The organism is Actinocrinis sp., assembly GCF_035938995.1.
In the GTDB taxonomy this organism is placed as follows: domain Bacteria; phylum Actinomycetota; class Actinomycetes; order Streptomycetales; family Catenulisporaceae; genus DASZGI01.
The window spans coordinates 1-20,601 of record NZ_DASZGI010000021.1 but is presented as its reverse complement, the minus strand read 5'-3'; the positions used below and the strand labels follow the sequence as shown (position 1 = coordinate 20,601).

The window sequence follows — 20,601 nt, the reverse complement described above, 5'->3', positions numbered from 1 at the left end:
TTCGACCACTCCCTGGAGAAGCTGCTGGACCTGGCCGAGAAGGCCGCGGCGGTGGGCATCGAGCGCTTCGTGGTCGACGACGGCTGGTTCCGCCACCGGCGCACGGACAACGCGGGGCTCGGCGACTGGTACGTGGACGAGACGGTGTGGCCGGAAGGCTTGCACCCGCTGGCGCAGCGCGTGCATTCGCTCGGTATGCAGTTCGGGCTGTGGTTCGAGCCGGAGATGGTGAATCCCGACTCCGACCTGATGCGCGCTCATCCCGACTGGTATCTGGCCGACCCCGAGCGGTTGCCCGCGGAGCATCGCAACCAGCAGGTGCTCGACATCGCGCGGCCCGAGGTCTTCGACTACCTGCTCGAGCGGATCAGCTCCCTGGTGTCTGAGTACGGGATCGACTACATCAAGTGGGATCACAACCGGGACCTGGCCGAGCCGCGGCACGACGGCTCCCCCGGCGCGCACGCGCAGACGTTGGCGGTCTACCAGCTGCTCGACACGTTGCGGGCTCGGCATCCTGGCTTGGAGATCGAGTCGTGTTCGTCTGGCGGCGCGCGGGTGGATCTGGGCATCCTCGAGCGCACCGATCGGGTCTGGGCCTCGGACAACATCGACCCGATCGAGCGGCAGTCGATCCAGCAGTGGACCAGCCTGCTGATCCCCTACGAGCTGATCGGAGCGCACGTCGGCTCCTCCCCCGCGCACATCAGCGGCCGGGCGACGGACCTCGGCTTCCGCTGCGCCACCGCGCTTTTCGGGCATGCCGGCGTCGAGGCGGACATCACCCGGTGGAGCGAGCGGTCGCAAGAGCAGCTCGCCGCCTGGATCTCCCTCTATAAGGAACTTCGGCCGCTACTGCACACGGGCGAGGTCGTGCGAGTCGAGCATCCCGATCCGGCCGCGTGGGTACACGGCGTGGTGGCACAGGATCGCTTTGAAGGCGTGTTCGCGTACGTGCAGATGGACACGAGCGTGGCGGAGGGCACCGCGCCGATCCGGTTCCCCGGGCTGGATCCTGAGGCCGAGTACGCGGTCGAGGCGGTGCCCGGTGGGGTCTCCGGTGCCGTGGAGGCATGGCCGCTGTGGGCCGCGACGGAGCCCGAGCCGGACGGGCTGCGGCTGACTGGGCGGTTCCTGGCGGAGGTTGGCGTAGCGGCGCCCGCGCTGGCGAACAAGCCGGCGCAGGCGTTCCTGGTGAGGCTACGGCTCAGGCGCTCCTCGTGAGGCTACGGCGAGCGGACTGACTGGAGCGTCGACACGGCACCAGGGCGCTTGAGGCCCGCACCAGGCGCCAGGTGCGGGCGTCAGGCGTGCGCGGCTGGGAAACGAGCGAGCCAGAAATCGGCCCGCCGCCCCTGGAGTAGGGGCGGCGGGCCGAATTAGCGGGTGGGATCAGAAGTCGAACAGCTCGCTGTGGATACAGCGCCAGGACACCCCGGCCCTGCGCATGTTCTTGATGGCCGTGCGCGCCATCGCTGGCGAGCCGCAGATGAAGACTTCGCGTTCCTTGAGGTCCGGGATCAGCTCGCGCAGCCGGTGGGCGGCCATCGGGTCCTGGCGCGGGGTCTTGCCCCGCTTGCCGAGCACCGGGATGAACTTGATCCGGCCGTCGGCGTCCATACGCTCCAGTTCGTCGCGCATGAGCAGGTCGTTGACCGTCGACGCGCGTTGAAGGAAGACGACGTCGCCCGGTCTGCCGTCGAGCGTCTCGGCGATCGCGCGCAGCGGCGTCACACCGACTCCGCCGCCCACGAGCACGACGCGCTGGCGCCGCCGCAGGTCCGAGGTGAACGCCCCGTACGGGCCGTCGGCGACGACACGGATGCCCGGCCGGATGCGCCGCTTGAGCCTGCGGGTGTAGTTGCCCACGCCCTTGACCGTCAGCCGCAGCATGTCGTCGGTGGGCGCCGCGGAGAGGGAGAACGGGTGCGTCTGGTACCACAGGCCGCGGGCGAGGAACCGCCAGCGGAAGTACTGGCCGGCCTGCGCGCCGAGCTGGTTGATGTTGACCCCGCCGACGTAGATGGACACGGTGTCGGCCGACTCGACCACGACGCCGACCACCCTCAGGCGGTGGCGCATCGTCCGGTTCGCCGGGAGCAGAATCCGATACAGGATGATCGCCGCGGCCACCGTGACGTGCATCGCGATCCAGGTGTCCTTGGCCATGGCGTTGCGGGTGAACTGCGCGCCGAGGAAGACCTGGTGGAAGAACGCGCCGACCGCGGCCGGATAGGCGATCAGGTGGACGTTGTGCCAGCGGTCGTAGCCGAGCTTATGGCGAACCTTCTTCAGCGAGGAAAGCCCGATCGCGAGCAGGGCCAAATAGGCGAAGGTGGCCATCAGGACGTAGGGGTACGTCGAGAAGATGCTCTGGACCACGGCCGACGCCGGCACCTGCAGGCTCATCGAGTAGCCGATGATGACGAAGGTGGTGTGCGCGGCCAGGAGGACCACGAGGTAGGCGCCGAGGCCGCGGTGCAGTGTGGCCAGCCAGGAGCCGATCCGCCGCTCCAGCCACGGGATCCGGGCCATCAGGGCGACTTCGATCAGCAGCAGGTAGCCGCCGAGCAGCCCGGTCAGCTGCGCGATCATGATGTAGTCGTCGGACAGGTGCTGAAGCCGCGCGGACGGGGTCTGGAGCCACCACAGGAAGATCACCTCGGCCCCGCCGCCAAAGGCCAGCAGGACGAGGATTCCGGCCAGCGCGTGCCGGGAGAACGCCGGCCGGCCGGCGGTCCACGCCCAGCTCGGATCGGCCCACACCTGGGCCAGGCCCGGCCGCTCCTGCACCGATGCGGCGTAGCGCCCCTGAGGCAGCGCGGTCAGCGGCGTGTGGTAATGGCGCGCCTGGCGGGGGATGCGGCCGGTGTCGGTGACACTGGCCTCCGGCGTGACCTTGACCGGGCCGGTAACGAACTCGCCGGTGCTGAAGGTATCGGCGCGGTGCGAACCGGTGGTGGTCGTGGAGTCGGCGCGGTGCGAACCAGTAGTCCTGAAGGCGCCTGAGTTGAGGACGTCCGTCTGTGGAGGTGCAGGAGCCGCGGCAGGTGAGGGAGTGTTGTTATACGGATAAGGGGTGTAGAGGCCGGGTGGTGGCGCAGGGCTTTGGAGCGTCGGGTTGTTCGCGGTGTCCATCGGATCGGTGACCGCCACGTGGGTCCCGGTCGCTGTCACGTCCACATGCCCTTGCAGGATCGCGTGCTGCCGTGCGTCGTACTCGGCCCACTGCTGTGCCAGCCGCTTCTGTTGTTCGTTCTGTTGTTCGCGGCGGATCTGCTCCTCCTGCTGCCGCCTCACCCACTGCGGGGCCACTCCTCCGAGCCACGGGAAATCCCGCAGCCAAGTTGGTTCGCCCTTGGCTTGGTCGGTCAACGCGTACTCCGTCCTCTCGGCGTCCGGAACGGCAGGGGGTGCCCGCTCACGGTGCGGCCCGATCGAGATCGCCTAGCGATTGCACCAAACCGGTTCCCGCGGAAGAGTTCCTTTGGGCCAGAAATAGTACAAGCTTTGCCATCCGTCAGTCATCGGGGTACTGACCGATTCCGGCCGGGAAGGGGAAGCGCGGCGGCTGCGGATCGTTCGGCGCGCAGGCTTGTGTGCCCGCGCCGCTCGATCTTTCGCCGCCGCCCCGTCCTTGTCCGGGAACGGTCACGAGCACCGCGCGTCCCGTACACACGGAGAACCCGCCGACTCCGTTCAACGCCGCCGAGGGCTTCCCGTTCGCGCCGGTAACACACGGTTCTTATGGCGGGTTTCGGTTCGTTTCGACGGCTCTCAGGCCGATTCGCGCTGAACCAGCGTGGTCGGCAGCTCGTTCGGCGCGCCGGCGACGGACTCGTGCTCGATCAAGGCCATGACGTGGCGGGCCATCACCGCGCCCTGCTCCTCGACCGGCTGCCGCACGGTGGTCAGCGGAGGCGTGGTGTGCTGGGCGATCGGGTCGTCGTCGAAACCGACGAGCGCCACGTCGTCCGGCACCTGACGTCCGGCCCGGCGAAGCGCGCGCAGGGCGCCGACGGCCATCAGGTCCGACGCCGCGAAGACCGCGTCCAGGTCCGGCCGGTGCTCGAGCAGCCGGGTCATCGCGTGCTCGCCCGACGCGTGGGAGAAGTCGCCGTAGCCGACCAGCGCCGGCAGTCCGGCGGCCTCCAGCGTCTCGCGGTAGCCGGTGAGCCGGTCGATGCCGACGGCCATGTCCCGCGGCCCCGCGATGGTGACGACGCGCCGCCGTCCGCCGCGCAGGAGGTGGTCGACGGCAGTCCGGGCCCCGCCGACGTTGTCCGCATCCACGTACGAGGCGCTGCAGGGCACCAAGGGCCGCCCGCACATGACGGTGGGGATGCCGACGGCCTGGAGGGTGAGCAGCAGCGGGTCGCGGCCGTGCGCCGACACGAGCAGGACGCCGTCAGCGCTGCCGCCCTTGATGTAGCGCTCCGCAGCTGTGTACTCGCTGCGGCCATGCACGACGAGAAAGGCGAGCTGTAGGCCGGCCGCCGACAGGGTGCGCGAGGCTCCTCGGAGGACGCGCGCGAAAAAAGGGTCGGAGAAGAACCGGGCGCTGGACTCGGTGACGATCGCGGCGACCGACCCGCTGCGCGAGGTCTGCGCCCGAGGCGCACGCCAGCGCACGTAACCCAGCCGCGTCATCGCGTCCTCGACGTGGCTGCGAGCCCTCAGGCTCACCGGTGCGGAGCCGTTGAGCACTCGGGACGCGGTCGCCTCGGAGACGCCGGCGAGGGCGGCCACGTCGGCGAGCGTCGGCTTGGCGGTGTCAAGTGAAGGCGCGGTGTCAGGTAGAGACACAGCGCCTGGCAAAGGCACAGCGTTCGATGACAGCGCGGTGTTCGATGACAGCGCGGTGTCGGCGTGCGAGGGCAACTGTGACCTCCACGGTGAAGCGCGAGCGCCGGGAGCGGACGGGCGGGTTGGTGGCCGACGTACGGGAGCGCCGGGGAGCGCTCTCCAAAGGTGCGCCCAGCGTTGCGAGCCGGAAACGCGTCGTCAAGATGCGGGGGATATCCACGCGCGCTACCGGCACCGATCACGGACATCGACCATCCGGACGCCAAGACGGTACGCGGAAAGTAGAAGGCGAGTAGGCGTCTGTTAGCGAGTTGTGAGTCTGCTGCGGCAGACTCTTTTCCGGTGGCGGGGAACTCGGTCACTTGACCCCTGGCCGGGTTCCCCGTCAACGGGAGGGTGAATCATTCCTTGCCGCGCAAGGCCTCGGAGGCCGTCTCGGCTTTCGGGCTGGAGCGTTACCGACGCGGGCGCGCGTGTGCCGGTGTCCCTCTGGTGCGGACACCGGCACACGCGGTGAAATCGGCTCGCCGGCCTGTCAGATGACGGACAAGACCTCCGCGTAGTGGCACGCGGCCACGTGCTGCGGACCCTGGCCGCGGTTGACCAGCGGGGGCTCCTCGTTCACGCACTTTTGGGAGTCGACCTCGGAAAGGGTCAGGAACTTCGGGCAGCGGGTGCGGAAGCGGCATCCGGACGGCGGGTTCGCCGGGGAGGGCACGTCGCCCTGCAGGATGATCCGCTCGCGCTCGCGCTCCTTGCGCGGGTCCGGGATCGGGATCGCCGAGATCAGCGCCTGCGTGTACGGGTGCTGCGGCCGCTCGAACAGCTCGGTGGTCGGGGCGACCTCGACGATCTTGCCGAGGTACATCACCGCCACCCTGTCCGCGATGTGCCGCACCACCGACAAGTCGTGCGCCACGAACAGATACGCCAACCCCAGCTCGTCCTGCAGATCCTCCAGCAGATTGATCACACCCGCCTGGATCGACACATCCAGCGCCGACACCGGCTCGTCCAGCACCAGCACCTTCGGCCGCAACGCCAACGCCCGCGCAATACCAATGCGCTGACGCTGACCACCCGAGAACTCATGCGGGAACCGGTTGCCGTGCTCCGGATTGAGACCGACCGTGCGCATCAGGTCGGCGACCTTCTTCGGTCCGCTGTCGTCCCACATGCCGTGGATCTTCAGCGGCTCGGCGATGATCTCGTTGACGGTGATGCGCGGGTTCAGCGACGCGTACGGGTCCTGGAAGACGATCTGCATGTTCCGGCGCATCCGGCGCAGGTCGTTCTTGGACATCTTGGTGACGTCGCGGCCCTCGAAGAACACCTGGCCGCTGGTCGCGGGCTGCAGGTGCAGCACCGCGCGCGAGGTGGTGGTCTTGCCGCAGCCGGACTCGCCGACCAGCCCCAGCGTCTCGCCGGGGAAGAGGTCGAAGGAGATCCCTGAGACGGCGTGCACGGTGCCGACTCGGCGCCGGATGATCCCGGGCGAGGTGATCGGGAACTCCTTGACCAGGTCGCGCACCGAGAGGATCGGGTGTCGGCCGGTCTCCGGGGCGACGAGAGCGGGTGCGGCGGCGGTCACGGAAGCTCCTCCTCGCCGGTGTCGATGGCGCCGCCGACCGTGTGCACTTCACCGGGGCCGGGCACGGCGTCGGTGCTCGCTGCGGCACCGAACTCGGCGGGCAGCTGCGTGTCGGCGGTCGTCGTGGCGAACAGCTCGGCCGGGTCGGGGTGGCCGCGCAGCTCGGCGGAGAAGTGGCAGGCGGCGCGATGCTCGGGAGCGACCTGGAGCAGCTCGGGTTCGACGGTCTGGCAGATCGGCCGGGCCAGCGGGCAGCGCGGAGTGAACGGGCAGCCGGGCGGCAGGTTCAGCAGCGAGGGCGGAGCGCCCTGGATCGGCGTCAGGCGTTCCTGCGACCGCACGTCGAGCCGGGGCAGAGAGCCGAGCAGGCCGAGCGTGTAAGGCATCTGCGGACCGTAGTAGATCGAGTCGACCGGGCCGATCTCGACGGGCTTTCCGGCGTACATGACCAGGACCCGGTCCGCCTGGCCCGCGACCACGCCGAGGTCGTGCGTGATCAGGACCATCGCGGCGTGCGTCTCGAGCTGCGCGGCCCGCAGCGCTTCGAGGACCTGGGCCTGCACCGTCACGTCCAGCGCGGTGGTCGGCTCGTCGGCGATGATCACGTCGGGGTCGTTGGCCATGGCGATCGCGATGACCACCCGCTGGCGCATGCCGCCGGAGAACTCGTGCGGGTACTGGTCGATCCGCTTCTCCGGGAACGGGATGCCCACCAGCTCGAGCAGTTCGACGGCGCGCTTGCGGGCGGCCTCCCGGCTGACGTCGTTGTGCGCGAGCACGGCCTCCGCCAGCTGGTATCCGATCTTGTAGACCGGGTTCAGCGAGGTCATCGGGTCCTGGAAGATCATCGCGATCTTCTTGCCGCGCACCGCGTTCATCTGGTTGTCGGACAGTCCGATCAGCTCCCGGCCGCGGAACCGGACCGAGCCGGAGACCCGCGCAGTGCGCGGCAGCAGCCCCATGACCGCCAGCGAGGTCACCGACTTGCCCGAGCCGGACTCCCCCACGATGCCGAGCACCTCGCCCGACCGCAGCCGGTAGGACACCCCGCGCACCGCCTGCACGACGCCGTCGGGGGTCGGGAAGTCGACGGTGAGGTCCTCGACCGCGAGCACCGCTTCATCGAACCCTGTTTCATCGAACCCCGCGTCGCCCGGTCCCGAATCGGTGCGCGCCGGGGTGGTGAGGGCCGAGTCTGACGTCATGCGCGCACCCTCTGCTGCGTCGGGTCGAAGGCATCCCGCAGCCCGTCCCCGATGAAGTTGACGGACAGGCAGATCAGGATGATGAAGATGCCGGGGAAGTAGAACAGCCACCAGCGGCCGCCCTGCAGCGCCGTGTCGCTGCCGGAGATGAGCGAGCCGAGCGACACGTCCGGGTTCTGCACGCCGAAGCCGAGGTAGGACAGCGAGGACTCGATGAGGATCGCGGAGGCGACCAGGATGGTGACCACAACGATGATCTGACCGGCGATGTTGGGCAGCAGGTGGCGGAAGATGATGCGCCCGTCCCTGGCCCCGAGCGCCCGGGCCGCCTCGACATACTCCTTCTCCCGCAGCGACAGCGCCTGGCCGCGCACGATCCGGGAGACCGCGGGCCACGAGAGCGCCGCGATGACCAGCGCGAGCGCCCACCAGCCGGTGTGCTGCACCTTCTTGGTCAGCAGCGCGCCCGCGGCCAGGATCGGGATGGTCAGGATCAGGTCGACCACGCGCATCATCAGCGAGTCGGCCACGTGGCGGTAGTAGCCGGCCACCGCACCCCAGACGGTGCCGACGACGGTGGCCATGATGGCGACCGAGAAGGCGATCTCGATGGAGAGCTGGGTTCCGCGCAGCACCCGGGCGAACTCGTCGTAGCCGAGGTTGTCGGTGCCGAAGGGGTGGTCGCTGGAGGGCGGGACCGAGTTGTCCGGGGTGATGTCGCTGTAGCTGTACTTCCACAGTGCGCCGCCGACGAAGGCCAGCAGCACCACCGCGATCAGCACGACGAGGCTGACCACCGCGAGCCGGTGCTGGAAGAAGCGGCGGACGATCAGCTGGCTCTGGGTACGGGCCTTGACGGTGAACTCGCGCTCGGCCGCGCGGTTCGGAGTGGTCGTCTCAGCCAAGGCGGATCCTCGGGTCCAGGACCGCGTAGAGCAGGTCGGCGATGAGGTTGAACAGGATGACGATGATCGCCGACACGACCAGCCAGGCCAGGATGACGTTGGTGTCCTGGGCCTCGATGCCGCTGATCAGCATGGTGCCCATGCCCTGCCAGCCGAAAACGTTCTCGGTGAGCACCGCGCCGCCGAGGATCGCCGCCACGTCGAGCGCGACCTGGGTGGTCAGCGGGATCAGCGCGGTGCGCAGGCCGTGCCGGATCATCACCCGGCGGCGGCTGAGGCCTTTGGCGCGGGCCAGGCGCATGTAGTCGCTGCCGAGCACGTCGAGCATCGACGCCCGCTGGAACCGGGACCAGGACGCGTAGGACGTCATGGCCAGCACGATCGTCGGCAGGATGATGTGGCCGATCGCGTCGCTGAACGCCGACCAGCCGGTCTCGCCGGGCGTGTTGGCGCCGTAGGTCTGCAGGAAGTACGTGCCGGTCGAGTTGTTGAAGTTGATCGCGAGCTGCTTGAGCAGGATGGCGAACCAGAAGACCGGCAGGGAGAGGAAGAGGAACCCGATCAGCGTGATCGTGTAGTCCACCTTCGAGTACTGCCGTACCGCGCTGACCACGCCAGCGAGGATCGCGAAGAACACCGCGACGATCATGGCGAGGATCACCAGCCGCATGGTGAGCGTCAGGCTGCTGCCGAGCAGCTGGCCGATGTCGGTGCCGGAGTTGATCGACGGCCCCCAGTTCCCGTGCAGGATGAGCTGGGTGAGCCAGTGCCAGTACCGCGGGACCAGGCCGCGGTTCAGGTACAGCGTGTTCGCCATCGCGTTAAGGACGGCCTGCGACGGCGGCGGGTTCTTGGCCCGCAGCTGGCCGAGCGGGTCGGCGCCGTAGGCCACCAGGATGAAGACGAAGAAGGTGGACAGCAGGAAGACCGGGATCGACACCAGCAGGCGGCGCACGGCGAACGCGAACAAGGCTGCCCTTAAGACTCGGGAGGCGGGCGTCCCGCCCGGCGGGACGCGAGCTGGTGCTGGGCGGACGTCCGGAGCGGCGGACGCGTCGGTCCACCGCCCCGGCCGGCCTCAGGACGAGGTCGTCTTGATGCCCCACTGGCCGATGTTGTAGGTCGGGCCGATCTGCGTGGTGTTGTCGCGGACGTTGCCGAGGTTCGGGTAGAAGGCGATGAACGTCGGCTTCTGGTAGAGCGGCAGGGTGTAGGCGTCCTTGCTGATCTGCTGGTCGGCCTTGTTCAGGTCGGCGATCTGGGTGGCCGTGTCGGTGGTGGACGCCGCGGTGTTCAGCCAGTCGTCCACGTTCGCGTTGGAGTAGCCGCCGTAGTTGGAGCCGCCGCCGGTGGTGTAGAGCGGCTGGTTGTTGGAGGCCGGGAACGGGGTGGCGACCCAGGCGAAGACGATGATGTCGTAGGTGTAGTTGTTGCCGCTCTGCGAGAGGGTGGCGCCGAGGTTGTCGGTCGGCGAGACGTTCACCGCGATGCCGAGGTCGGCCATGTCGGCGGCGAACAGGTCGCACTCGTCCTGGCGGATCTTGTTGCCGACGGTGTACTTCATCGAGAACGCCGGAACGGGGGTGCCGTCCGGGGCGGTGAGCCGGCCGCCGGAAGTGGCGTTCTTGAACCCGGCGTCGGTCAGCAGCTTCTGCGCCTTGGCGGTGTCGCCGGTGCCGAGGCCGAACGGGGTCACGTTGTCCTGGTAGCCCTGCTGGTTGGCGACCAGCACCCGGCTGTCGAGCGCGGTCGCGGTCGACTGGAACTGCTTGATCGTCTTGGCGATGATGTCGTCGCGGTTGGTCGCGGTGAACATCGCCGTGCGCAGGGTGGTGCCCCAGGTCTTGTTGCCGAGCGCGGGGTTCTTCAGGTTGAAGTCGATGTGCTCGAACGACAGTCCCGAGTTGATGTGATACGTGACCGTGCCGCCCATGTTCTTCACCTGAGTCACGAGGTCCACCTGCGGCTGCGGGTAGATGCCGTCGACCTCGTGGTTCTGCAGGGCGGTTGGCTCCTGGGTGAAGTCGGTGATGGCGCGGAAGACGATCTGGTCGACGTGCGCGGGCGAGCCGTAGTACCGGGGGTTCTTGTTGAGGATGACGGAGGTCTTGTCCGAGGAGACGCTGCCGACGACGAACGGGCCGCCCGAGACGACCGGCGGGTTCGAGCCGAACCAGGCGAAGGAGGCCTCGTCGTTGCCGTGCTGCTTGGCGATGTGCGCCGGATAGAGCGGGCCGAACAGCGACTTCCAGTCCGGAAAGGTGGTCTTGTAGACCACGGTCACGGTCTTGCCGTTGTCGGAGCCGGTGACCGACTGGATGTTCTGGTAGCCGGTGGTGGAGGCGACCGGGATGTTCGCGTCGGCGCCGTTCTGCACCTGCCAGGCGTAGACGAAGTCCGAGGCGTCGATCGGCGTGCCGTCGGACCAGACCGCGTTCTGCTTGATCTTGTAGGTGATCGTCTCGGGCGAGGTCGAGGTCTCGGTGGCGCTGTCGAGCAGGTCCGAGTTCATCGTGACCGCGTAGGACGGGTTGGAGATGAACGTGGACGGATAGACCCCGTTGAGCACCTGGCCGTAGTCGAAGGTGTTGCCGTCGGCGGACAGCAGGTTCCAGTTCTGGACGGTCTTCTCGATGGTCCAGGTGATCTTGCCGGTGGTGCCGACCGTCGCGCTGTTGAAGGTGTCCGCGGCCGAAGTGCCGGCCAGGTTCGTGTCGGCAGCGGAGCCGCTCCCCGCACTCCCGCTCGAGCCGCCACAGCCGCCGAGTCCGAGCGCGAGCGCCACCGCGCCCGCCGCCATCCACGCCGCAGCCCGTCTGCATCGCCACTGCCCGGACACGGACATCCGAACTCCTTAGCCCTCGTTAGCCCTCGTCATGCGCTTGAGGCCAAACTAGGACCAAGGCCAACGAAACGCCCGGCAATACCCCCTAATGTGTGACGCCCCGGCGAGCCGCAGTGAGCGTACGAGCGCGCTCCGCTCGCCCGCGACGGATCGGTGTGCTGACTGTCAGTGGCGTCAACGGCGTTGACCCGGTAGCCGCCGTAGTGGGCGTTGCCTCTCAGCTTTATGGCGACGTCAGTCGGCGGCCTTGAGTGCGTGATCGAGGTCGTCCCAGAGGTCTTCGACGTCCTCGAGACCGACGGAGATCCGCAGCAACCGGTCGTTGACGCCGCTCGCCGCCCTGTCTTCGGGCGCGACGATGTGGTGGCTGATCGAGGCGGGGTGCTGGATGAGCGTGTCCGTGCTGCCGAGGCTCACCGCGGGGGTGATCAGCCGGACCGCGCCGATGACCGAATGCGGGTCGCCGTCGATCTCCACGGAGACCATCGCTCCGCCACTGGTCATCTGGTCGGCTGGGCGACGCGGCTCGAGGCCGGGGTAGTGGACCTTGGAAACCTTGGGGTGCCTGGTCAGTCGATCGGCTAGTTCGGCGGCGGTGGCCGAGGAGGTCGTGAGCCGGATCGGCAACGTGGACAGTCCGCGCACCAGCAGGTAGGCGGCCAGCGGGTGGAGCACCGCCCCCGTGACGAACCGCAGCTGCCGCAGCGCGCGAGCGAACTGCTCATCGCACGCCACGACCCCGCCCATCACGTCGCCGTGTCCGCCGAGGAACTTGGTCGCGCTGTGCAGCACGATGCCGGCGCCGTGCTCGGCCGGGCGCTGAAGAACCGGGGTGGCGAAGGTGTTGTCGGCCAGCAGCGGCACCGGTCCGCAGGCCTCTGAAAGGGCTCGCAGGTCGACCTCGGCCAACGTCGGGTTGGCCGGCGTCTCGACAATCACCAGGCCGGTGTCGGGTCGGATCGCCGCGGCAACCTCGTGCGGCTGCGCCCACGTCACCGTGCTGCCGAGCAGGCCGGAGTCGAGCAGGTGGTCGCTGGTTCCGTAGAGCGGGCGCACCGCCACGACGTGCGGCTTCCCCGCGGTGACGACAGCCTGGATGCAGGCGGTCAACGCGGCCATACCGCTCGCGAATGCGACTGCTGATTCGCAGCCTTCCAGTTCCGCGAGCGCCGCCTCGAACCGGGCTACCGTCGGATTGCCCAGCCGCCCGTACAGCGGCAAGCCGGGGACCTGCTCCCCGGTACCCATGATGTCCAAGCGCGCCGCCTCACCGAGGCTGTCGCGCGACGGGTACGTGGTGGAGAGGTCGATCGGGATCGCGTGGACACCGAGATCGGTCAGGTCCTCGCGGCCCGCGTGCACCGCGCGGGTGGCGAATGCTCGGGCTTGAGCTCGGGAACTCGTGGTCACGGGCGCAGGATCGCACGCGGATACGAAGAAGTACGAGAGATCTCGTTTTATATTCGGTGTATGAGCGAAAAAGTTGTCCTCGATTCGATCGACAAGGCGATCCTGCGAAGCCTTCAGAACAACGGTCGGATCGCGAACAAGGACCTGGCGGCGGCGGTCGGCGTCGCGCCGTCCACCTGCATGAGCAGGGTCGACCGGCTGCGGCGGACCGGGGTCGTCACCGGATTCAGCGTCGACGTGGACCCGGCAGCGATAGGGCGGGCGATCGAGGCGCTGCTCGACGTCCAGCTACAGCCGCACGCGCGCCCTGTCATCGATCCCTTCATCACCCACGTACGCTCGCTGCCAGAGGTGCGGGCCGTCCATCACGTGACCGGCCCCAGCGACTTCGTCGTCCACGTGGCCTGCGGCAGCAGCCTGGACCTCCAACGGCTCGTGCTCGACGCGTTCACCGCCCGCCCCGAAGTCGCCCGCGTGGAGACCCATCTGATCTTCTCGACCTGGAAGGGGTCTCCGCTAACGCCATTCGAGGGCTGATACGAATCGTCGGGACCACGATCGTCTCGGCGGTTGATACCGCACCGGTCGTGCTCATGCCATATGTGGTCGTGCGCACATGCCCAGGCGGGGAACCGAAACAGCCTCGCCCGGCAGCGAGCCGGGCGAGGCTGGGGCGTTTCGGTCGAGCGACGGGTCCGCCGTTACGCCTCGGCGTCGACCCACGACATCAGCTTGCGCAGGCGCTTGCCGACCTGCTCCACCGGGTGGTTGGTGGTGGCGTCGTAGTACTTCTTGAACTCGTCGAGACCGCCGTCGTATTCGGCCATCCACTTCTCGGTGAACTCGCCGGACTGGATCTCCCTGAGGATCTTCTTCATCTCGGCGCGGGTCGCGTCGTTGACGATGCGCGGGCCGGACTTGTAGCCGCCCCACTCCGCCGTCTCCGAGATCGACCAGTTCATCTTGCTCAGGCCGCCCTCGTAGATCAGGTCCACGATGAGCTTGAGCTCGTGCAGGCACTCGAAGTAGGCGATCTCGGGCTCGTAGCCGGCCTCGGTCAGCGTCTCGAACCCGGCCTTGACCAGCTCCTCGAGGCCGCCGCAGAGCACGACCTGCTCGCCGAACAGGTCGGTCTCGGTCTCGTCCTTGAACGTGGTCTTGATGACGCCGGCGCGGGTGCCGCCGATGCCCTTGGCGTAGCTCAGCGCCAGCTCCAGCGCCTTGCCGGATGCGTCCTGCTCGACCGCGACCAGGCACGGCACGCCGAAGCCGTCGTTGAACTGGCGGCGCACCAGGTGGCCGGGGCCCTTGGGGGCGACCATCCCGACGTCCACGAACTCCGGCGGGGTGATCAGGTTGTAGCGGATGTTCAGCCCGTGGCCGAAGAAGATCGCGTCGCCCTCGGCCAGGTTCGGCAGCACGGACTCCTGGTAGACCTTGCGCTGCACCGGGTCCGGCACCAGCATCATGATCAGGTCGGCCTCTTCGCTGGCCTCGGCCGGGGTGACCACCCGCAGCCCCTGCTCCTGTGCCTTCGCCCGCGACTTCGAGCCCTCATGCAGGCCGACACGCACGTCCACGCCGGAGTCCCGGAGCGAGAGCGCGTGCGCGTGACCCTGCGAGCCGTAGCCGAGGATCGCGACGTGCCGCCCCTGGATCACCGAGAGGTCGGCGTCGTCCTCGTAGAACATCTCAACTGCCATTCGCTGAACTCTTTCGCTCTCGACTGCTTCGGATGTCTGGTTGACAGGTTTCCAACTTCAGGCGGCGCGTTCGACCGAGCGCAGCGTGCGGTCGGTGATCGAGCGCGGACCGCGGCCTATGGCCACCATGCCGGACTGCACTAGCTCCTTGACCCCAAACGGCTCAAGGACGCGCAGCATCGCCTCCAGCTTCGGGGCGTCGCCGGTGCACTCGATCACCAGGGAGTCCACCGACACGTCCACCACCCGCGCGCCGAAGGGCCCTATGGTGGCCAGCACCTGGTGACGCTCGGCGGCGTCGGCGCGCACCTTCACCAGGAGCAGCTCGCGGTGCACCGAGGCTGCCGACTCGAGCTCCACGATCTTCAGCACGTTGACCAGCTTGTTGAGCTGCTTGGTGACCTGTTCGAGCGGATGGTCCTCGACGTTGACCACCAGGGTGATGCGGGAGATCTCGGCGTACTCGGTCGGCCCGACGGCCAGCGACTCGATGTTGAAGCCGCGCCGCGAGAACAGCGCCGCCACCCTGGCCAGGACGCCGGGCTTGTTCTCGACCAGGACGGACAGGGTGTGCGTCTGGGACGGGTGGGCCGCCCCGGCATGGGTCTGGGTGCTCATCGCCCTATTCCTCTCCGTCGCCGAAGTCGGGGCGCTGGCCGCGCGCCGCCAGGATCTCGTCGTTGGACACGCCGGCCGGGACCATCGGCCAGACCATCGCGTCCTGGTGCACGACGAAGTCCACCACGACCGGCGCGTCCGTGACGGCCATGGCCTTCTCGATGGTCGCGTCCACCTGGTCGGGCGACTCGCAGCGCAGGCCGACACAGCCGTAAGCCTCGGCGAGCTTGACGAAGTCGGGGATGCGGCTCGGTTCGCCGCGGCCGGGTGCGGCCGTTTCCCCGCCCAGGGTGGTGTGCGAGTAGCGCTGGTTGTAGAACAGCGTCTGCCACTGGCGGACCATGCCGAGCGTGCCGTTGTTGATGATCGCGACCTTGATCGGGATGTCGTTGATCGCGCAGGTGGCCAGCTCCTGGTTGGTCATCTGGAAGCAGCCGTCGCCGTCGATGGCCCACACGGTGGCGTCCGGGCGGCCGACCTTCGCGCCCATCGCCGCCGGGACCGCGTAACCCATGGTGCCCGCGCCGCCGGAGTTCAGGAACGTGTTCGGGTGCTCGTAGCCGATGAACTGCGCGGCCCACATCTGATGCTGCCCCACGCCGGTGGCGATGATCGCTTCGGGTCCGGCGATCTTGCCCAGCCGCTCGATCACGAACTGCGGGGCCAGCTCGCCCTTCACGGTCTCGTAGCCGAGCGGGTAGTGGGTGCGCCAGCTGTCCAGCGACGACCACCAGGCCGCGTAGTCGCCGACCCGGCCGGCCGCGTTCTCCGCCCGCACCGCGGCGGCCAGGTCCGTGATGACCTCGGCGCAGTCGCCCACGATCGGCACGTCGGCGACCCGGTTCTTGGAGATCTCGGCCGGGTCGATGTCGGCGTGCACGATCTTCGCGTCGGGGGCGAAGGAGGACAGCTTGCCGGTGACCCGGTCGTCGAAGCGCGCGCCGAGGGCGATGATCAGGTCGGACTTCTGAAGCGCCGTCACCGCCGCGACGGTGCCGTGCATCCCGGGCATGCCCAGGTGCAGCGGGTGGCTGTCCGGGAACGCGCCGCGGGCCATCAGGGTCGTGACGATCGGGGCGCCGGTCAGCTCGGCCAGCGCCCGCAGTTGCGCGGTGGCCCGGGCCTTGAGCACGCCGCCGCCGACGTAGAGCACCGGGCGGCGGGACTCGACGATCATTCGGGCCGCCTCGCGGATCTGCTTGGCGTGCGGCTTGGAGACGGGGCGGTAGCCGGGCAGGTCCATCTCCACCGGCCAGCGGAACGTCGTCATCGCCTGCATCGCGTCCTTGGCGACGTCGACGAGCACCGGGCCGGGGCGGCCGGTCGAGGCGATGTGGAAGGCCTCCGCGACGGTGCGCGCGATGTCCTCCGGGCGGGTGACCAGGAAGTTGTGCTTGGTGATCGGCATGGTGATGCCGCAGATGTCGGCTTCCTGGAAGGCGTCGGTGCCGATCGAGCCGGAGGCGACCTGGCCGGTGATGGCCACCAGCGGCACCGAGTCCATGTGCGCGTCGGCGATCGGGGTGACCAGGTTGGTCGCGCCGGGTCCTGAAGTCGCCATGCAGACGCCGACCTTGCCGGTCGCCTGCGCGTAGCCGGTGGCGGCGTGCCCGGCGCCCTGCTCGTGCCGCACCAGGATGTGCCGCACGCGCTTGGAGTCGAGCAGCGGGTCGTAGGCCGGGAGAATCGCGCCGCCGGGGTAGCCGAAGATGGTGTCGACGCCGGATTCCTCGAGGGCGCGGATGAGGGCCTGGGCGCCGGTGACCTGGACACCGGCCGCGGTGCCGGTGCCGGTCGCACGACCGGCGGCGGCGTGCTGGCCGGGGGTTGGTTGGTGGGGTGCCGGGTGCTGCGGCGCGGGGTGGTTCGCCGGGGAGTGGTTCGGGGCCGCCGCTCTGGCCTGCTCGGTCATGGTCTGACTTCTCTCGCTCGGTCCGGGCCGCGGCCCGGCGTACTATTCGAGGCCAACAAAAAATCCCCCGGCCCATCAGGGCAACCGAGGGATGCGCGCTGGCTTTGGAGCCCCGGAGGGTCCGCTAGCCGGCGCGCTGGCCAAGTACGAGCTCACGTCTGAGGTGAGCGAAGGCAATCCACATGAAGCCGACCTTCTCGCGCGTTCCGGGGCGCCGTCAAGCCGGGTGGCGCGCGGTCTCGCCATTCGGACAGCCGATCTCATGATAATCGGGTGTGTGGATCAGTACGTGCATCGATAGGTGGGCGGCGAGGTGCGGCGTTTCACGGCGCCGGGCGGCTGAGCGGCGCCGTCTCGCGTACCGCGGCGCGCCCCTTCCCGCCGGCCTTCGCGTCGTACATGGCGAGGTCCGCCTCGCGCATCAGCTCGGCTGCGGTCGCGCCCGCGCTGGAGTAGGCGACGCCGATCGACGCCCCGATCACGAAGGTGCCGGCGGATAGTCCGTACGGACGGGTGAGCGCGGCGAGCAGGCGGTCGGCGACGTCGCGGGCGGCCCGGCCGTCGGCACCGCAGTGCACCAGCGCGGCGAACTCGTCCCCGCCGAACCGGGCGACCGTGTCGCCGGAGCGCACCGAGGCGCGCAGTCGGGCGGCGACCTCGATGAGCAGCTCGTCGCCGGCGGCGTGGCCGCCGACGTCGTTGACCTCCTTGAACCAGTCGAGATCGAGGAAGAGGACCGCCACCGGATGCGCCGTGGACGGCCGCTGCGCGACGGCCTGCTCGAGCCGTTCGGCGAACAGCGCGCGGTTCGGTAGGCCGGTAAGCGAGTCGTGATAGGCGTTGTAGGCCAGTTGCTGCTGGAGCGCGATCCGGTCGCTGACGTCGCGGCAGGTGAAAACCAGGCCGCCGCGGTGCCGGGTGAGCGTGCACTCGGCGTTCCGCCAGAGCGCGGTGCCGTCGCCGTCGCCCGGCGGGAGCGGCTGGGCGGCGCGGATGCGGCACATCGCGCAGGCGGAGACGGCGGACCCGGCCAGGAACCGCTCGATCGCGTGGGCGACGGATTCGCGGTCGTCCGGGTGGACCAGCCGGTAGAGGGACTTGTCGGCGAGATCTTGGGGCTCGTAGCCGAAGACGTGGCGTATCGCGGGCGAGATGTACCCGAGCAGCCCGTCGGGCCCGACCGTCATGATGACGTCGCTGGAGCCCTGGACGAGGGAGCGGAAGTGGTCCTCGCGCACAGCGAGTTCGCTGGTGAGCCGGTGGTTGTCGAGGAGGGTGACGCCCTGTCGGATGACCAGCGCGGCGAGGACGGTGCCGCCCGCGGCGAGGAGCACCGGCTGGACGCGGTGGTCGCCGGTGAAGCCGTCGACCAGAATCCCGGCCAGGCAGATCGCCCCGGCGGCATAGGGGAACAGCAGCCCGACGAGGCCAAGGGTGCGCCGGACGCCCGCGACGAGTGTGACGTGCAGGCCGCGCGGGGCCTTGTGCCGGGTGGCCTCGCGGGTCCAGAAGCTCATCCACGGCGCGACCGCGAGCAGCAGATAGCCGACGAACCAGCCGGAGTCGAGCAGTTCCCCGGAGGTGTAGCTGGCCCGCACGGCCGGGACGGTCCAGATGGCGTCGGCAACGACGATGGTGGAGTACCCGACGAGCAGCGTGGCCATCGACGCCCCGTCCCGCCGACCGCCGCGGGAACGGACCGCGATGACCAGGCTGACCAGGAGGATGTCGAAGACCGGATAGGCCAGGGCGAGGGCGACGCGCAGCGGGGAGGAACCGTCCTCGCCGGCATCCTTGGCGAGGGCGACGCCCCAGCCGGCGGTGAACAGCGCCCCGGCGATCATGAGCCCGTCGAGCAGCAGCTTGAACCAGCCGAGCGAGGTGCCAGGGCCGCGGTGGTGCACCAGGGTGCCGGCTATGGCAAAGGGGCCGAAGAAGAGGAAAACCCAGTCCGCGAGGGAAGGCGACGGCGGCGGGTAGTGCAGGACGATCTCGTACCAGCCCCAGACCGCGTTGCCGAGCCCTGCGACGAGCGCGGACGCGGCGAAGAGCAGCCAGGAGACGCGCAGCCGGCCGCGCATGGTGAAGGAACGGGCGGTGCAGGAGACCGCGGCGGCGGCGGCGACAGCGGACAGGCCGAAGTCACCCATGACATCAGCGAGGGTGTGCGAGCCGCCCGAGTCAGGCGACGAACCGGGATTCGCAGCCGCACCCCAGTGCAGCACCGAGCCGGCGGTGTACATCGCGCCGACAGCGAAGACGGCGGCGATCGCAGTGACCGCCGGGGTAAGGGTCACCCCAGCAGCGGGGCCGGGGCGCGCGGCCATGCGGCTGCCGGGGGCGGAGCCAGAGCCGGAGCCGTTTCCGGCGACACTGCGGTTGCGAATGGCGGCCATCGTCCAGGTTCTCTCGTCCCGAAAGGCGCGCTCATCACTGTACGGCACCAAGACTGTGCGCTGAGTAGTGATGCCAGGAAATCGTTTCCCATTCATCACAATGGGCGCTCGGCCGCGCGCCACCGCCAGGCGCGGAAGGTGGCCGGGGCGACGGGGCGGGCGCGGAGACGGGGACGGTGACGGGTCGGGCGCGAACGTGGCGGGGACGGAGATGGGGTCGGACGCAAACGGGATCAGGGGCGGAGGCGGAGCCGCGCCGATGTGCGCGGCGGGGCGGAGCGAATAGCTGCGCGGGCGAGGCCGCGCATGCCGACGAGCGGCAGGACAGGGCGAATGGGTTGCGCGAGTGAGGGCACGTGCATGCGGACGAGCGGCAGCGGTCGCGAGTCTAGGGAAAAGAGGCGGGCTGCGAAGGCACGGCGATGGCCGCTACGCGACTGCGGCGAATACCGCGCGATGGCGCCGCGTAACGCGGCACCGCGCCGCCAGGATCGCAGCGCAGCGCAGCGACTTCTGCACGGACGAAGGCTCCAGCGTGGTGCGCCGACGGACCCCAGCGCGGTGCGGCGGTCGCCCGCCGCGCTGAGCCGAGGACCCGACGCAGCATCACGACTCATCACGACACCCGAGTCGGCGCGCCCGACTGGGACGACGCACGCACCCGCCCGCCGCTCGGAGCGGCGCGCACCCCTGAAGCCGAGCCGACGGCCCGGCATCGCCGCGTCGCGAGGACACACGGACACCCCGCGCGACCGGCCACGCCGACCGGGGTCGTTGCAGAGCAGCGACCCACTGCGCCTCGAAGCCGACGAGCCACGCGCCCCATCACGCCGACGGGGCGCGCTGCGGCGCCGGGCCGCCGCCAGCCCCGTCGCTGCTGGCCGTCCGGGACGACCTGAGCGTCAGGTCGTCCTGGACGGCTGCCCGGGAGCGTGCTTGTCAGGAGAGCCGGGTGATCACCAGTTCGCGCACGCGGGCGGCGTCGGCTTGGCCGCGGGTGGCCTTCATCACCGCGCCGATGAGGACTCCGGCGGCGGCGTGGTTGCCTCCGCGGATCTTGTCGGCGACTGCGGCGTTGGCTGCGATGGCGTCGTCGATCGCGGCGAGCAGTGCCGTGTCGTCCGAGACCACCTTCAGGCCGCGCTGTGCGACGACCGTGTCCGGGTCGCCCTCCCCTGCGAGCACGCCTTCGACCACCTGCCTTGCGAGC

14 protein-coding genes and 1 pseudogene are annotated in these 20,601 nt (G+C 69.4%); 2 read left to right on the top strand and 13 right to left on the bottom strand.

The window, feature by feature from the left end; genetic code table 11:
• The coding region (locus tag VGZ32_RS01275; protein ID WP_326883883.1) for an alpha-galactosidase at window positions 1-1,224 on the top strand (1,224 nt) is incomplete at its 5' end.
• Between the two features lie 168 nt (window positions 1,225-1,392).
• Here VGZ32_RS01275 and VGZ32_RS01270 read toward each other — a convergent pair.
• The 8 genes from VGZ32_RS01270 to VGZ32_RS01235 form a co-directional block, all read right to left on the bottom strand.
• Window positions 1,393-3,375 (bottom strand): ferredoxin reductase family protein, encoded by a 1,983-nt coding sequence (locus VGZ32_RS01270; RefSeq protein WP_326883882.1) that lies wholly within the window; start codon window positions 3,373-3,375, stop codon window positions 1,393-1,395.
• A 402-nt stretch (window positions 3,376-3,777) separates the two neighbouring features.
• Window positions 3,778-4,806: a LacI family DNA-binding transcriptional regulator gene (locus VGZ32_RS01265; protein WP_326883881.1), complete on the bottom strand. Its 1,029-nt coding sequence runs from the start codon at window positions 4,804-4,806 to the stop codon at window positions 3,778-3,780.
• 535 nt (window positions 4,807-5,341) lie between these two features.
• Window positions 5,342-6,397 carry an oligopeptide/dipeptide ABC transporter ATP-binding protein gene (locus VGZ32_RS01260; RefSeq protein WP_326883880.1) on the bottom strand — a complete coding sequence of 352 codons (1,056 nt, stop codon included), beginning with the start codon at window positions 6,395-6,397 and terminating at the stop codon, window positions 5,342-5,344.
• Window positions 6,394-7,602, bottom strand: coding sequence for an ABC transporter ATP-binding protein (locus VGZ32_RS01255; RefSeq protein WP_326883879.1), 1,209 nt, complete (start codon window positions 7,600-7,602; stop codon window positions 6,394-6,396). The genes VGZ32_RS01260 and VGZ32_RS01255 overlap by 4 nt, the downstream gene beginning before the upstream one ends.
• Complete coding sequence (locus VGZ32_RS01250; protein ID WP_326883878.1) at window positions 7,599-8,507, bottom strand: ABC transporter permease; 909 nt, start codon at window positions 8,505-8,507, stop codon at window positions 7,599-7,601. The genes VGZ32_RS01255 and VGZ32_RS01250 overlap by 4 nt, the downstream gene beginning before the upstream one ends.
• Window positions 8,500-9,477, bottom strand: coding sequence for an ABC transporter permease (locus VGZ32_RS01245; RefSeq protein WP_326883877.1), 978 nt, complete (start codon window positions 9,475-9,477; stop codon window positions 8,500-8,502). Before VGZ32_RS01245 ends, VGZ32_RS01250 begins: the two co-directional genes overlap by 8 nt.
• Before the next feature lie 108 nt (window positions 9,478-9,585).
• A complete protein-coding gene (locus tag VGZ32_RS01240) occupies window positions 9,586-11,352 on the bottom strand; it encodes an ABC transporter family substrate-binding protein (protein ID WP_326883876.1) in 1,767 nt (588 codons plus the stop codon).
• A gap of 234 nt (window positions 11,353-11,586) precedes the next feature.
• Entirely contained in the window at window positions 11,587-12,762 is a 1,176-nt protein-coding gene (locus VGZ32_RS01235; RefSeq protein ID WP_326883875.1) for a trans-sulfuration enzyme family protein, read from the bottom strand.
• A 60-nt stretch (window positions 12,763-12,822) separates the two neighbouring features.
• Here VGZ32_RS01235 and VGZ32_RS01230 point away from each other — a divergent pair, with 60 nt between their 5' ends.
• Entirely contained in the window at window positions 12,823-13,299 is a 477-nt protein-coding gene (locus tag VGZ32_RS01230) for an Lrp/AsnC family transcriptional regulator (protein WP_326883874.1), read from the top strand.
• Window positions 13,300-13,463: 164 nt separating this feature from the next.
• On the opposite strand, the gene ilvC is transcribed toward VGZ32_RS01230, so the two are convergent.
• From ilvC to VGZ32_RS01205, 5 genes and pseudogenes are all read right to left on the bottom strand, one after another.
• On the bottom strand, window positions 13,464-14,465 hold the full coding sequence (gene ilvC, locus VGZ32_RS01225; RefSeq protein ID WP_326883873.1) for a ketol-acid reductoisomerase: 1,002 nt from the start codon (window positions 14,463-14,465) through the stop codon (window positions 13,464-13,466).
• Between the two features lie 57 nt (window positions 14,466-14,522).
• Entirely contained in the window at window positions 14,523-15,083 is a 561-nt protein-coding gene (gene ilvN, locus VGZ32_RS01220; protein ID WP_326883872.1) for an acetolactate synthase small subunit, read from the bottom strand.
• Window positions 15,084-15,087: 4 nt separating this feature from the next.
• Complete coding sequence (locus VGZ32_RS01215; RefSeq protein ID WP_326883871.1) at window positions 15,088-16,995, bottom strand: acetolactate synthase large subunit; 1,908 nt, start codon at window positions 16,993-16,995, stop codon at window positions 15,088-15,090.
• Window positions 16,996-17,318: 323 nt separating this feature from the next.
• Window positions 17,319-19,391, bottom strand: coding sequence for a diguanylate cyclase domain-containing protein (locus tag VGZ32_RS01210; protein ID WP_326883870.1), 2,073 nt, complete (start codon window positions 19,389-19,391; stop codon window positions 17,319-17,321).
• A gap of 939 nt (window positions 19,392-20,330) precedes the next feature.
• Window positions 20,331-20,601, bottom strand: a pseudogene (locus tag VGZ32_RS01205) (Asp-tRNA(Asn)/Glu-tRNA(Gln) amidotransferase GatCAB subunit B); the annotation flags it as partial.